The 14,747-nt window shown below is 39.3% G+C and carries 17 protein-coding genes; 15 read left to right on the top strand and 2 right to left on the bottom strand.

Translation table 11 applies throughout. The features are described from left to right. Positions 1 to 248: 248 nt before the first annotated feature. Positions 249 to 857: a recombinase family protein gene (locus tag JFU23_RS10375; protein WP_201031847.1), complete on the bottom strand. Its 609-nt coding sequence runs from the start codon at positions 855 to 857 to the stop codon at positions 249 to 251. A gap of 1,400 nt (positions 858 to 2,257) precedes the next feature. Between JFU23_RS10375 and JFU23_RS10370 the strand changes: the two genes are divergently transcribed. The 11 genes from JFU23_RS10370 to JFU23_RS10320 all read left to right on the top strand — a co-directional run bounded on the left by JFU23_RS10370 (position 2,258) and on the right by JFU23_RS10320 (position 8,790). After that, the gene (locus JFU23_RS10370) at positions 2,258 to 2,854 is read left to right on the top strand and encodes a hypothetical protein (protein ID WP_201031846.1); all 597 of its coding nucleotides are present in this window, start codon (positions 2,258 to 2,260) and stop codon (positions 2,852 to 2,854) included. Positions 2,855 to 2,967: 113 nt separating this feature from the next. Beyond that, a complete protein-coding gene (locus JFU23_RS10365; RefSeq protein WP_201031845.1) occupies positions 2,968 to 3,249 on the top strand; it encodes a hypothetical protein in 282 nt (93 codons plus the stop codon). 72 nt (positions 3,250 to 3,321) lie between these two features. After that, entirely contained in the window at positions 3,322 to 4,311 is a 990-nt protein-coding gene (locus JFU23_RS10360; RefSeq protein WP_207200003.1) for a phage antirepressor KilAC domain-containing protein, read from the top strand. A gap of 583 nt (positions 4,312 to 4,894) precedes the next feature. Further along, positions 4,895 to 5,152, top strand: a complete 258-nt coding sequence (locus JFU23_RS10355) for a helix-turn-helix transcriptional regulator (RefSeq protein ID WP_201031843.1) — start codon at positions 4,895 to 4,897, stop codon at positions 5,150 to 5,152. A 482-nt stretch (positions 5,153 to 5,634) separates the two neighbouring features. Then, positions 5,635 to 5,946, top strand: a complete 312-nt coding sequence (locus JFU23_RS10350; RefSeq protein WP_242483498.1) for a hypothetical protein — start codon at positions 5,635 to 5,637, stop codon at positions 5,944 to 5,946. After that, on the top strand, positions 5,927 to 6,724 hold the full coding sequence (locus JFU23_RS10345) for a hypothetical protein (protein ID WP_201031842.1): 798 nt from the start codon (positions 5,927 to 5,929) through the stop codon (positions 6,722 to 6,724). The genes JFU23_RS10350 and JFU23_RS10345 overlap by 20 nt, the downstream gene beginning before the upstream one ends. An 82-nt stretch (positions 6,725 to 6,806) precedes the next feature. Continuing rightward, complete coding sequence (locus JFU23_RS10340; protein WP_201031841.1) at positions 6,807 to 6,986, top strand: DUF4148 domain-containing protein; 180 nt, start codon at positions 6,807 to 6,809, stop codon at positions 6,984 to 6,986. A gap of 59 nt (positions 6,987 to 7,045) precedes the next feature. Next, positions 7,046 to 7,276 (top strand): hypothetical protein, encoded by a 231-nt coding sequence (locus JFU23_RS10335; protein ID WP_201031840.1) that lies wholly within the window; start codon positions 7,046 to 7,048, stop codon positions 7,274 to 7,276. Positions 7,277 to 7,519: 243 nt separating this feature from the next. Then, positions 7,520 to 7,726, top strand: coding sequence for a hypothetical protein (locus JFU23_RS10330; RefSeq protein WP_242483497.1), 207 nt, complete (start codon positions 7,520 to 7,522; stop codon positions 7,724 to 7,726). A 32-nt stretch (positions 7,727 to 7,758) separates the two neighbouring features. Next, complete coding sequence (locus JFU23_RS10325) at positions 7,759 to 7,959, top strand: cytoplasmic protein (RefSeq protein WP_201031839.1); 201 nt, start codon at positions 7,759 to 7,761, stop codon at positions 7,957 to 7,959. Between the two features lie 288 nt (positions 7,960 to 8,247). After that, a complete protein-coding gene (locus JFU23_RS10320; protein ID WP_201031838.1) occupies positions 8,248 to 8,790 on the top strand; it encodes a CopG family transcriptional regulator in 543 nt (180 codons plus the stop codon). 375 nt (positions 8,791 to 9,165) lie between these two features. On the opposite strand, the gene JFU23_RS10315 is transcribed toward JFU23_RS10320, so the two are convergent. Further along, the gene (locus tag JFU23_RS10315) at positions 9,166 to 9,780 is read right to left on the bottom strand and encodes a PH domain-containing protein (protein ID WP_201031837.1); all 615 of its coding nucleotides are present in this window, start codon (positions 9,778 to 9,780) and stop codon (positions 9,166 to 9,168) included. Positions 9,781 to 10,095: 315 nt separating this feature from the next. Between JFU23_RS10315 and JFU23_RS10310 the strand changes: the two genes are divergently transcribed. From JFU23_RS10310 to clpX, 4 genes are all read left to right on the top strand, one after another. Next, the gene (locus JFU23_RS10310; protein WP_001983650.1) at positions 10,096 to 10,344 is read left to right on the top strand and encodes a hypothetical protein; all 249 of its coding nucleotides are present in this window, start codon (positions 10,096 to 10,098) and stop codon (positions 10,342 to 10,344) included. Between the two features lie 198 nt (positions 10,345 to 10,542). Continuing rightward, a complete protein-coding gene (locus JFU23_RS10305; RefSeq protein WP_201031836.1) occupies positions 10,543 to 11,541 on the top strand; it encodes a hypothetical protein in 999 nt (332 codons plus the stop codon). A gap of 310 nt (positions 11,542 to 11,851) precedes the next feature. Further along, positions 11,852 to 13,129: a trigger factor gene (tig, locus tag JFU23_RS10300; RefSeq protein WP_002034203.1), complete on the top strand. Its 1,278-nt coding sequence runs from the start codon at positions 11,852 to 11,854 to the stop codon at positions 13,127 to 13,129. 264 nt (positions 13,130 to 13,393) lie between these two features. Next, positions 13,394 to 14,653, top strand: coding sequence for an ATP-dependent protease ATP-binding subunit ClpX (gene clpX, locus JFU23_RS10295; RefSeq protein ID WP_000472285.1), 1,260 nt, complete (start codon positions 13,394 to 13,396; stop codon positions 14,651 to 14,653). Positions 14,654 to 14,747 lie beyond the last annotated feature (94 nt).

Raw genomic sequence — 14,747 nt, 5'->3', positions numbered from 1 at the left:
CGAGTAGTGATCGTTGTACATCGATACATATGTGTAGTACTTCGTGTAGATCGGTAGGATTATCTGCGCATTCTCTTTGCTACATCAGCACGGCGCCGTATTGGACGAGCATTCCTAAACTCATAGGGTTATAAATGCCGACCTGATCTGCGTAGAAAATTATTTAATTTATTTTACGATATGCATACAACTCATGGCGTCATAGAGGTCTAAGGATTCGACCTTAGTGCAACAAAAAAGACACCGATCTATTTCGCCGCTGCCTCGTACTCTTTTACCTTCTTATAAAATGTCGCTTTCTTCATATTGACCGCTGCCATAAACTCGACTGCCATGATCTTCTTCGCTTTCCATTCGCCATATAGTCGATCCCAGTCCGCAGGAAGTTTCATAACAGGGCGACCGAGGTGTTTTCCCTTCGCTGCTGCTGCGTCGATCCCTTCTCGTTGTCTCTCTTTGATCGTACGGCGTTCTTGTTCTGCGATCGATGTATAAACCTCGATAATAATATTATTGATCATATCGATTACCCAATCTTGACCGTCGGGAACGTCTGCCATTGTCGTAGGAAGGTCGATGATCTTAACGCGAATCTTTTCTCGTTTGAAGTATTCTAAGTACTCTTTAATCTGCTGCTTATTACGCCCCAGTCTATCAATCGATTTAATATAGAGCGTATCGCCCCCGCGCATCGCTTTTAGCATATTCTGAAAGCCCTCGCGATCCATATCCTTTCCGCTTGCCTTATCGGTATAGATATATTTCTCATCTGTTACATACGGCTGCACCGCTTTATATTGTCGGTCAAGATTCTGATCGTTCGATGATACTCTCAGATATGCGAAATTAATTGCCATAATGAAAACCCCGTTTCTTTTTATCATTAACCTAAATATACACCGCTAGTCTATAAAGGTCAATTATTTAATAGATGTATATAAAGGTTTATTAACGCTGATTAATAGACTGATATATGATCGTTTTCTTAGTGTCTACAAACGTGTACCTTTTTAGACTGATACCCACGACGTACAATTATATAACATAGCCCGCTATGTGTTTTGTGTTGTGATACACTGCCATATTATTCGACCAACCTACGAAGAACACGCCACCATACCTAGCCGCGTATCTGATCGACCAACAGGCGCATACCTATTCGGGATAGCCCGATACGTATACCCCGATATATGTAGGCGGGCATAGGTAGGCTCACACGGCTTTATATGCTACGTTATAACGTCTCGCCTAACACAATTATGCTCAAATAACCTAGAAGCTCGTACAGGTTAATCTAAGGTGTCTGATAGGATATTGTACGTTAGTGCATAACCGCAGGCTATCATATATCATACGACTACACTACGATGTACTGCATCAGCGCAGAGATAATCGTAAAGGAATCGAAAGCAGAAGCGACCTTCTTCGATTGTCTTCTTCTTTAATTGTTATCGATTGAATTCGATTGAATTCGATTGATAAAAAGATTGTGATTGTCTTTTTTCTTCTTTGATTATCTTCTTCGAATGAATGTTAACGATTAAGTTCGCGCGATTCTTTTCGTTTAGTTTCGTTTGTGTTATTGATCTTCTTTCTTCTTCGCATCGAATCGAATTAAGTTATCGATTAAGTTTCGTTTGTTGTTTCTTCTTTGTATTTCCTTTCGTGAATCTTTCTTGATCTTAAACTTCGAAACTTCTTTTAAGTGTCTTCCTTCGCTCGCTGCTGAATTTTAAACGATCTGACATATCGCGAGCATCCCAAATCGAAAAAAGTCACCAACCCCCCAACGTGGCAGCGATATCCTCGTACACAACTGTTCAGAAATAGCGACCACCGATTTCACCTCAAGGCGTTAGATCGCCCGACTACGAAAAAGATCGCGTCTATGTTTAAGAAGGACGTTGATCCAACCCCCAGTTATTCTAAACGATCGGAAGCCGCCAAAAATTTCGCTACATATTTTAAACTCGATAGGTTGCGTTTCTTCCATTATAGGCGAGATCAGCCGATATAAATTTTCGCATCAGTTAACCGAAAAGGATCGGGCGGCAGCGCCTATATTAACGTAAGGGCGAGATAGTGAGTGTGTACTACATAGATCTAGGATGTGTTAAAACGCATAAATAGGAAGTGCATCTAATCGCGTTTTCGTGGGTTATCTAGAAAAGATTTAGAAAAAAGAAAATAAAGAAAAGGCTTTTTGCTTTTTTCTTTTAAAAGACAACGCAGCAACGAGGAAAGGGAGAGATAGATAATGCGTAAAGAAAAAGATACAAAGAGAGTGCGCCAAAAGAATACTGCTGAAATGAAAAGCAAAGCCGACACTCACATTTATGATCCGAAAGAGGCGACGGGAACCTTTTACCGTTTGCCGCAGGATATCGAGCATTATCAGTGGATCGACGGCTATAAGATCGAAATGTCAGTTCTATATAGTATCATCGCCAATTATTATCGACCAAAATTAGGATACGCTTACCCGACGCAGTATGATCTAATGCTTAAATACAATAAGTCAATTAATGTTCTGCGTTCTCATATTCGAAAACTAGTCGAGGTTGGTTTATTATCCGTCATGACTGCGAACACGGGTGGGAATCACTGCTATGTAGCGCATGAACCATTAACACAAGCTGAAGTTTTTAAGAAGTTTCCGAGTGCTGCGAAAAATTATGCCGCTCGAAAGAAATGGATCGAAGAAAGAGAAGCAAAGGATCATAGCAAACTGCGAGAACTTCACGAGAAATTCGGTAAGAAGGCGATCACAGAGCAGGGCGCAGCAGAGACGGCAGCGGGCGATCATCAGGATCTAGAAGCGCAACAGGCAGCGGAATTGGACTGCGATTTTTAATCGTTGGTTATCGCGAAGCCTTGACGATTATCAATCGTTCCTTAGACCTCTAAGCGTTATTTATTTGTATGACTAGAGTAAAAATAAATAAAAATATGATCGGAGGTTTCGCGATGTACATCGAAATCCCTGAAGCTGATCGCCGCTATCTTGATCTACCCGACGAGAAGAAGGCGGCAGCAGCAGCGAAGAAAAAGAAACGTAAACGAAAGAAGAAGCGTAACTATGCGACTGGGTTCGGTATAACATCGGCTGATCTTGTTATCGAGTTGAATACGGAAGGCGAAGCGGAAAATAAAACGCTGATCAACGAAAAGTTGTATACTACGCCCAAAATAAATACGAAAAGTTCCATCGAGATCACACTTAATAACTGGAAGGCTCTCGACAACTGAGACTATAAAACAAACGGAAAAATATAAACCAACATAAAGGGGATAGTGAAAATGAAAAATACAAACATCGAAATGACACTAAACGAGGAAATCAAAGCGAAGATCGGACAAGTGGAGAAAGTCGGCGAAACACCAAAAAACAATGTCGTACCATTCCCGACCGCATCGCCAATCGCAGCAGCAGAGATGATCGATCAGGACTCGCTTATTGATCCGAAAAACGTTGATCTGCGTAATACGTATGTCGAGAGAGTAGAAGTACTGGATCGAACAAGAGGGCTATTACTGCTACCAAATATCGCAATGGCAACTACGAAGCAGGTTGCGGAATTATACAAGGTAAGTCGCTACCTAATTAATAAGGTTATTGAGCGTAATCGTGACGAGCTTACATCCGACGGACTAAACTATCAGACATATAGCGAGGTTGCAGAAAAAGTAAGTGTACACGATGTCAACTTACTTTCTAGCGGTGTATCTTACCGAGGTACGTACCTATTCCCTAAACGGGCTGTTTTAAGAGTTGGTATGCTACTACGTGATAGTAAAGTCGCGAGAGAGGTTCGTGATCAGCTACTCAACATCGAAGGAAACGCGACGGATCAGCAGCGCACGAAAGAAATCGATCACGAGCTAGAATTGCAGGCAGCGATTGGAAAAGCGATGATGAGCGGCGATGTTTTAGCGTTAGCACAAGCAACTACGAAAATGGCAGACTATAAAAACCGCCATATCGCGAAGATCACGGAAGAACTAGACGAAGCGAGAGCGGAAATCGATGAGATCAACGGAAAAGAATTAATCTCGATGGAGAACGTAGGAAAAAGCTACATAGGCAATGTTTCTGCGATGAAATTAAATAGATTCCTACAAGATCGAAAAGTATTGGCGAAAGGTAAAACGGACGGGCATTACACGGCTAATTTAAAGTATGCGAAGTATTTCCGAACAAGCACGTATCTTCATAACGGTAAGATCCGAAAAAGCCTGAAAGCAACGCGAGAAGGCGCGAAGTTTATCGCTGATCTATACGAGAAGCACGAGAAAGGAGGCGGTTGTTAATCGCCCTCTTTTTGTACGAGTTAACCGAAAAGTCTATCGTCAATGCATCTATTAGTACAAGAAAGCAGAAAAGGGATCTTAAAATTTCACATATCGTATACAAATTATAAAAAAGTTATAGAAATCACAAAAGGTAGTACAAATTCGGTATAAACAGAAGTACATATATTACGAGAGAAGAGTTTCTTTTTCTCCTTCTAGTTTCCTACTTTTTGAGTAGGTTTGATCGTTTGCCATTAACGGCGAGGTTGTCATTTTCCTCGTCGATCTCCATTGGATCAGGACTCGCAACCTGATCGACTACTACTACCATATGACACATGATCACTTCCTTTCTTAGTGCCAGCCGTAGATTATTCCCGATCTGCGGAAAATCTCGTTTTTATCCTGTCAATAATGGCGGGATCTCTTGGACGGTGAGTTGCATCGCTGTCAGTATCGTTGAAATTACGTAGGCGTCCATATGTTTCGTTCGCGTAAACATAATCCATAAATGCGGAATAACGTCGGGGTTGGACGCCTCGGCGCCGCAAAATATTTTTTTAAATACTCGATATAACTCAGTTATAAAGGAGCTGATACGATGGACTACAAAATAAAAATGTTACGTGCAATTCTCGGCGTAAATCAGGAACAGTTCGCAAATTTGATCGGCGTATTTCCGCTAAGCGTTTGGAACTGGGAAAACGGAACGAATCCAAGCCGATCAAGTATGAAACGAGTAGCCGATTTTCTCGGAGAGGATGATCTCGATCGATTTATGTCGTGTGTAGATGATCCCGAATTTCAAGAAATGGCGTATAGAATGCAATGCAAAGTACAAAACAAACAAATTCACTAAAAGGAGATCGATAGAATGTCAGCACACGAAAAAGAACACGCAACGAAAGTGGAGGCGAAACGCCCGCTAGTAGTAGCCGATGTCCTAAGTTTCGAGGGGATGGCGTTTCTAGTAGCGTTTTTATACGAATCTACGTACACGATCGCTCAGATTATAACGCCGATCACGAAGATACACGATGAAGGATCTACATTATCCGATGCGTTAACCGAGATCGTACGAGTTAATTTTAATTTAGCCGATCCGATCGCCTTCGACTTGTATACGAGTAGTGATCTTTTGATCGCTGAGACGCTGGCAAGCCCGTATATTTTGGGACAACTGAAGAACAAGAACGAAACAAGCGAGTGTCAACACTGCATCGATCATCCATATATACAAGAAGCGCTACATGATCTATACGTCGAACCATATCGCAAGGTACAACAAAGAAAACGCGGATCTAAACGAAAAGGTCGATCGTTATTCCGTAAGGTTGGCGAATGGATTGGAAGCATGTTCCGAAAGGTCGTGTCACGATCATGATCATAAAACAACATGACGATCATATGACGATCGAAGGCGACGCGGATCTTTTGCAGCTCGCAGGGATCGAGATCACGCCGACGCCGTTAAAATCGGGAGAGCCGCCGATCAATGTTAGTTCGTTGCGATGGCTATATGAACAAGCTAAACGAAGAAAGACACGCGATACCGCTGCATTGTACGTGATCAGCCGTGTTAATTATCTATATCAGAACGATCGAAGAAAACAAAAACTAGGGGGAAATAAAAATGACAAAGATCAACAATAAACTAACGGTAGCAGAAATTCGAGAATACTTAAACGATGCAAGAGAGATCAGCAAGGGATTAACAGGGCATGTTGCAAACACCACACTACCTAAATTCCATGAAACGATGAAAAAGATTGGACAAGATCCAACTTTAACGGCTCAAGGACAGTTTGAGAAAAAGGAAAAATTCCGAAAGCAGCAGGAAGTATTACTTCTGAGCGAAATCGCCGAAGCAAAAGAAACGTACAATCTATTATTATCAGATGCGCAAGCAAGTGCCGAAGCGATCTTACTCAGCGACGTAGAAAAGCCCGACGAAACTGCGATCAAACTATTCAAATTAGAAAAGAATCGCCTACAATCAGCAGTCATGTTCGCACCTACTGCGGACGCGAAGGCGAAAGCCCTAACAGAATTCGCAAAATTAGGCGATAAAGGGCAATATTTTGCGCGAGAAATTCAAGGCGAGTTCATCGGATTATCTCAACAAGCAATGGCAGGTGTAGCGGATCCGCAAGCCCTAGCAAACCTAACACGATCACTCGGCAGAGTTAACGCAAGTCTACAGGCAGCAGCATTTACCGAAGATCAGCGCGAGGCGGGCGAGTTATTAAATTCAGTTACGGCATATCAGAGTGGCGATTTTGTAAATACGATCGTACTAGGTGACTCGTTAATGACGATCAGCAAGGTTACACACGACTATGCAAATAACCTCGAAGGATATCAGGTAGATCACGCCGATACGATCGAAGAGGTTAATCGATTAAAGCGATATGAAAATCCGATTAAATAAAAGATGCGGACGATCGGGGAGGCGAGGTCTACGGGCTTCGCTACGCCTTGTTATAAAACGACAAAAAGGAGATGGCGAAGAAATGGCAAGTAAAAAGGCAAACTTATCCGAGCTGATCGACGAGGCTCGCAGTAAGTACGGTAGCGACTATATTATAGTTAACGAAGGTAGCGAAGGCGCGCCAAACTGGAAGATCGTACACCAATCACCGAAAGGATCAGGCGGTATTCGAGAGGCGGATATATTTGATCGTTGGGCTTAGCTATAGCGATAAGTTAGCGATTATCTTACATAAAATAATAATGAAAAGGACGCGATAAAATGGAGAAGGTAAAAGCGCAAGCAGCAGAAACGAAGATCGAGACGCAAGAAGAGGAAATAAACGAAGATCCGATGTTAACGAACGAGGAAGCAAAAGCAATGTTCACGCCCAAAATGAAAGAGGGTATGATCTACGCTAGAGTAGGTAGAATCCATTCGAAGGAAACCTACTCGACACCCCAACCGCAAGTCGTTCGAGGTATGGCAATGGCACGAAACATCGTAGGATAATGGCGAAGCGGCATCGAAGTCTAGAGCGATCAAGGGGTCGATAAGTTTAAGGGAAAAAGGGCGGGGGGCACCTCGCCTTTCTTTCTATTCATAGACTATACGCAAAAAACGATACCGAGAATGACGGCACTCTATATATCTTAGGCGACGAAACGGTCAAGGAAGAAGAAGTCGTTAAGGCGTTAGCTAAAACGAAATAATCGAAAATGATCGGCTAGGGCTTCGGCTCTAGTCGCTTTTTTTATGCGTAAACGATATAGATTGGTAACGAATGGAATCGCATCATTTAGCGTAACTGGCGTCGGATCATTCACATTCAAAGAAAATAACGTTTCTAATGCGATTGGGCAGCCGTTGTCGGAACTTATCCTCGACAGTGTGTTACAATTAAACGAAGCGGAAAGCGAGGATCTCCAATTGACTGGACGTGTGATTAGTTGGACAGTTTAAGAAGGTTGTATAAAAAGGGAGATGGCGCAAAGATGGCGAGAGCAAACGAGAATGATATAACGGAGAAATTGGCAGAAGGTCACCGAAAATATGGTGACGGCAACTTTACAATACAGAACATCGGTGATGAAACTAACCCAAATTGGACTGTCTTAAAAAACGTGAGGAAGGGAGCGGCGGGTATTCACGAGGGCGAAGATATATTTAGCCTGCGATCAAAATATATAAAATAGTGCGGAGATGGGCGGGCATCACTTCGCCTGTCTTTCTTTTTATAGACTACATGCAAAAAGCGCGATACCGAGAGGCGCAATTCCAGTCGATTAAATTTAATGTGATGAACAGTTCGCCTATATGCGTTCTATTTCGATTTAATTAGATTAAGAGACGGGCGGAAGTGAGGTGAGCGGCAGATTTGCTACACCTTTTTTATTATTTATGTGATATATTTAGAAGATAATATTGTAAAAATTAGATAATACAATATTACGCAAGTTGCGTAATGAGAAGGAGAGGATCATGTGAAAATTGAGGAAGTACTAGCGTCGTTGAAAGAAAGTAACGCTAAGGAAGTTGGAAAAGAAATTGGTATGTGTGATAAAAGGTTGTTAAAGAGGTTAAAAAACGCGGGGTATAAACATAGTAAAAAAGGTGGTATAGGTTGGTATTTTACAGGACAAGGAGAAGCGCCTTTAAAAGCGGATATCCGAGAATTTATAGCGGTTGCCGATGATACGAAGGTAGAAGCTATGGATAATGTATTTACGAAAAAAGACATACGTGAAATACGGAAAATGCTAAGCGAATGGGGTACGACTAAAGACGCAGTTAATACGCTCATGCAACAAGAGGAAAAGATTTCGGCGCAGAAGAATACTAATCCGATGTATTCGTTGTATATGCGTATTGGAGAAAGTGGGACGCAAGAAAAGGTGAGTAGGACAGTGAATCTCAGCAAGGAGGCATGTACGAAATTAGGTACAGTCGAAGAGAAGCGTCGTTTAAGTCGTGATGAAATTGTAGAGATTGCGCTTTTTGAGTTCTTCGAGAAGTATAAGGTGTAATAGCGGTGAGAGGGACGTGGGATTTCGTTATCTACGTCCTTTTTGCGGCTACAAGTGCATAAGGTTGCGCTGAGAAACACAATTTGAGACGATTATCTTGTCTTCCGTGGATATAGTATCATCTAAATGCGTCAGAATCGTCGATAGAGAATCGGTAGAATAAAAGAGTTTTCAACGTTGACGTAGAGTCGTACTATAGCGTATAATATTAATTAACAAAAACGGTCAGTTGACCGCCCAAATGAACGTTCAGCAAACGATGAAAGAGTCGTTTATATATCGTAGGTAAATGACGGAACGGGAGTTCGAATCTCTCCTGGGACGCTAAAAAAACCTTGTTATCTTTTGATAACAAGGTTTTTTGTTTGTTTTAAATTAGTTATTAATAAATTTTTCAAAGACAAAACCGTAATCTTTCACGTTATATTGCTTTTTCGTATCAACGAGCCAGCTAAAGGCGATCTCGTTCATCTCTTTAAACTGTTCTGCTAAATTTACTTGTGCATTTGAAATACGGCTGAAAGCGTTAGATGCCATATCTAAACTTTTATGTGCATACTGCAATGTAATGTCGTTGTCGTATGAAATTTCTTCGATTTTAAGAAGAGCCTTATATAAATCTTTTAATTCTTCAATATGTATTTTATGAACATCAATTGAGTAATGCTCATCTCCCATTTGAAATTTAATTTCTACATCTAAATCAATCGTTCCTGCAGTTTCAAGTGCTACGTTTTTAATTTGATATTTACTATAGCTAAAGCGGCGTAATGTACGTTTTTTGCTTGTGGCACTTGTACCATCTAGGTGAATTAATCCTTTGTTTGTAAAGCAATATTCATCCGATTTTGATTTAATAAGAAAGTAAATTTTCTCCCCATCTTCATGCATTACGTAATCATCAGCATCGACCTTATCGTAATCTTTTGGTGTGATAACGGAACCTACATCGCTTAATCCTAAAACGTCAGCTGCCATTTTTTTGAACATATATAATCCCCCTTGTAAATTAAATTCTTAATTGTACAAAAATACATTAACATGATTTTAAACTTATTTTTGAAATCTTACAACTCTGTAAGGTAAGTGTAAGGAAGTTCGATGGTAACAAATTACTAATCCTATATAATGAAGATAACAACGATAAATGAGGAGGAAGAGATGATGAAAGGATTAATCGTAACGGGTTTAACAGTAGCTTTTGGGTTTGTGGCGTATGAAAAGTTAACATATGTAATTGATGTTGTAAAACATTTAGTAGCGTAGAAAAAACTGCCATGAGAGGGAAAGGGAATGAGTGAATGAATGGAATGGTTATTTGGAATTATAGGTACTTGTAGTGTAGTTTTATTGTTCTTTGTCCCGAGTGGTATACTTAGTTCGACAACGAGTTTGTTCTTTTTAAGTTTGTTTGCTTGTACGATGCTTATTATTATGTTTTTAATGAAGCGAAGTAAACCAATCTTCTATTTTAGCATGATTGTTATGGCAATTATTGTTCTCCAAATTATTACCCTTGTTATATACCCCACAATTATAAAAGCTTTCCATTAATGATGAACCCTCTGCCGTCTGTTGCTGAGGGTTTTTGTTTGTGAAAAATGAATTTCATTTAGAAGTTTGTTGCTTTTTCGTTATGAAAATAGAATATTCCTATATTTCAAATAAATAATTTTGGAATGTTGTGTTCTCATTACGCATTTGATATATTTACTTTGAAGATCATTAAAATCTAGAAAAAGAGGCGGACGTATGGATAAAAAAGAAAATACGGTCGTATTGTTTCCGCAACTATCAGAACGCTATATTGATAAAGGTTTTTTAGCGTTGAAAGAGCGGGAATTCGAAGATGCATTGCGCTGCTTTGAAATATTACGTCAGTATAATGCAGAAACGGAACAAACAGAATTAGCTTCCGTTATTTGTTTGCTAGAATTAAAACGTATGGAAGAAGCGAAAGAAAAATGTGAGCAGTTGCTTGAAACAGGAGCTATATTATTTGGTGATATTCTTGAAACGTATGTAACTATTTTAGTTCAAACAAATGATTATGAAGGTGTCATTGAAACTGTTGAGGAAGTTTTGCAAACGAAAGATATAATTCCTGAGCAAAAGGAAAAATTGGCGCAGCTGGCTTTGTTTGCGCAAGGGATGCTGAATGAAGAAGATACACCGCTAGTGGATTCGAATTTTGAATTAGAAGAATTTACCGATGGGCTTTTTGGAGAAAACTTTGGTCAAAAGCTAAGAGTTATCCAGAAACTTTCGTTAAAAGACCTGGATCTCGCACTTCCTACTTTAAAGAAATTTTTAATAGACGAAGATCAGCACCCGTATTTAAAAACTTCTATTTTGTATAAAATGGTAGAAAATCAAATAGAAGAAGAGATAGAAGTAGAGAAGTTTGGAAATACGATAAAGGTGATTCCAGCATTTACAGGTCATAATGAGGAGCAATCCGATAAAATTATACATAAATTCTCAAACCGATTAGAGCAAAATTATCCAGATATATTTAGTACGATGGTTACATACTGGAAAGAATTACAAATTAGCATTTTTCCGTTCCCTCTATTAATGGATAAAGTAGAAATTTGGGCTGCTGTCTTAGAGAGAATTGGAAGAAAGCGTTTCGGATTGGCTATTGATGAAGAAGAACTTATGACAGCATACAATATTGAGTTTGAGGAATTTCATATTGCCTATCAATGGTTACTGCGCATTGAAAGAGAAGGGTATTTGCCCGTATAATTATGAAAAAGAATCGTTCAGTTATTGAAACGAGCACATTCTATGTTATAATGTAAGGGTTGCAAAAGGCAGAAATCTGCCTGTTTGTAAGAGAAGAGGAGTATAATTCTCTTACTTAATATGTTTCATATTAGTCTCGAACAAAATATACCGTAGTTGTCTTTTAGACAATTAGTAGATTGGAACATTGTATCTGAAAGCTTTTTGCTAGAGGGTTATTTGTATATTTGTTATTTCAAGAAAGAGATAATAAAAATTTTGATCTATAGAGGTATGTGCATACATTATTATAGTTGGAGGGAAAGAATAAATGTCTACAAAATGGGAAAAATTAGAAGGTAACGTTGGCGTTTTAACAATCGAAGTTGATGCTAAAGAAGTAAATAACTCTATCGACGCTGCATTCAAAAAAGTAGTAAAAACAATTAATGTACCAGGTTTCCGTAAAGGAAAAATGCCTCGTCCATTATTCGAACAACGCTTTGGTATTGAATCTTTATACCAAGATGCTTTAGATATCATCTTACCAAAAGCATACGGTGAAGCAATCGATGAAGCTGGTATCTTCCCAGTTGCTCATCCTGAGATTGACATCGAGAAATTCGAAAAAGGCCAAAACTTAATTTTCACTGCAAAAGTTACTGTAAAACCTGAAGTTAAATTAGGTGATTACAAAGGTTTAGCAGTAGAAAAAGTTGAAACAACTGTAACTGACGAGGATGTAGAGAACGAAGTAAAAGCTTTACAAGAGCGTCAAGCTGAACTAGTTGTTAAAGAAGAAGGAACTGCTGCAGATGGTGATACAGCTGTAATCGACTTCGAAGGTTTCGTTGATGGCGAAGCATTTGAAGGCGGAAAAGGCGAAAACTATTCTCTTGCAATCGGTTCTGGTACTTTCATCCCAGGTTTCGAAGAGCAAGTAATTGGTCTTAAATCTGGTGATTCTAAAGAAGTTGAAGTATCATTCCCAGAAGAGTACCATGCTGCTGAATTAGCTGGTAAACCAGCAACATTCAAAGTAACAATTCACGAAATCAAAACAAAAGAACTTCCTGAGTTAAACGACGAGTTCGCTAAAGATGCTGACGAAGAAGTTGCAACTCTTGATGAATTAAAAACAAAACTTCGTACAAACTTAGAAGAAGGCAAAAAGCACGAAGCTGAGCACAAAGTACGTGACGAAGTAGTAGAATTAGCTGCTGCTAACGCTGAAATCGACATTCCAGAAGCTATGATCGACACTGAGTTAGATCGTATGGTTCGTGAATTCGAGCAACGTTTAAGCCAACAAGGTATGAACCTTGAGCTTTACTACCAATTCACAGGTACTGACGCTGACAAATTAAAAGAGCAAATGAAAGAGGATGCACAAAAACGTGTAAGAATCAATCTTGTTCTTGAAGCTATCATTGAAGCTGAAAACATCGAAGTTACTGAAGAAGAAGTAACTGCAGAAGTTGAAAAAATGGCTGAAATGTACGGTATGCCAGTAGACGCTATCAAGCAAGCTCTTGGAAGCGTAGACGCTTTATCTGAAGATCTTAAAGTGCGTAAAGCTGTAGACTTCTTAGTAGACAACGCTGCATAATAAAATAACAAGGCGCGATTTTAATCGTGCCTTGTTTTATAAATATAGAAATATATTTATAAAACTTTTCGATGAAGAAGGAAAAGTACCTTTGTAAGTCGAATATACATATTTCAAAAGTTTTAAAATTTTTTTATTTGTACATAACTAGTCATATTATTTGTATTTCTCGCTACGTAGTGACATAATATGTATTTACATACGATACATTTATCGTGTACATACGAAGGCAAGAGGTTAGCACTTTGTAAGGGGTGTGAAAATATGTTTAAATTTAATGATGAAAAAGGTCAATTAAAATGTTCTTTCTGTGGTAAAACACAAACGCAAGTTCGAAAGTTAGTTGCAGGTCCAGGTGTTTACATTTGTGACGAGTGTATCGAGCTTTGTACTGAAATTGTACAAGAGGAGCTTGCGAAGGACGAAGAAGTAGAATTCAAAGATGTACCGAAACCGGTAGAAATTCGTGAAATCTTAGATGAGTATGTCATCGGACAAGATAACGCGAAAAAAGCACTAGCGGTAGCGGTATATAACCATTACAAACGCATTAATTCTAACAGCAAAATTGATGATGTAGAATTAGCGAAGAGTAATATTTCACTTATTGGGCCAACTGGTAGTGGTAAAACATTATTGGCACAAACATTAGCGCGTATTTTAAATGTTCCATTTGCAATCGCGGACGCAACATCTTTAACAGAAGCTGGATACGTTGGGGAAGATGTAGAAAACATCTTACTAAAACTAATTCAAGCGGCTGATTACGATGTAGAAAAAGCGGAAAAAGGAATTATTTATATTGATGAGATTGATAAAGTGGCACGTAAGTCCGAAAATCCATCAATTACACGTGATGTATCTGGTGAAGGTGTACAGCAGGCACTTCTGAAAATTTTAGAAGGTACTGTAGCGAGCGTTCCACCTCAAGGTGGTCGTAAGCACCCGCATCAAGAGTTTATTCAAATTGATACAACGAACATCCTATTCATTTGTGGTGGAGCGTTTGATGGCATCGAGCCTATTATTAAACGTCGCCTTGGTGAGAAAGTAATTGGATTTGGTGCTGAGAAGAAAAATGCTGATGTAAATGAGAAGCATGTTTTATCTCACGTTTTACCAGAGGATCTTTTAAGATTCGGTTTAATTCCGGAGTTTATCGGTCGTCTTCCAGTTATTGCGAACCTAGAGCCGCTTGATGAAGATGCTCTTGTAGATATTTTAACTAAACCGAAAAATGCACTTGTTAAGCAATTCCAAAAATTATTGGAGCTTGACGATGTTGAGTTAGAGTTTGAAGAAGGTGCACTAGTTGAGATTGCGAAAAAAGCAATTGAACGTAAAACAGGTGCTCGTGGACTTCGTTCTATTATTGAAGGCTTGATGCTTGATGTAATGTTCGAACTTCCATCTCGCAAAGATATCGAGAAGTGTATTCTTACGAAAGAAACAGTAGCTGATAATGAACCGCCAAAATTGGTGTTACAAGACGGTACTGTACTTGATACAAAAACATCTGCATAATGCGAAGAAGAAACAGCAATTTTTATAATTGCTGTTTTTCTTTATGTTTAGCACTATTCCTCCCAGGAAATACTAAAAGGTAAAACATAGCGGG

This window comes from Bacillus sp. TH50 (assembly GCF_016650565.1).
Taxonomy (GTDB): domain Bacteria; phylum Bacillota; class Bacilli; order Bacillales; family Bacillaceae_G; genus Bacillus_A; species Bacillus_A mycoides.
The sequence above is the reverse complement of the archived record's forward strand: the minus strand, read 5'-3'. Positions and strand labels throughout refer to the sequence as shown.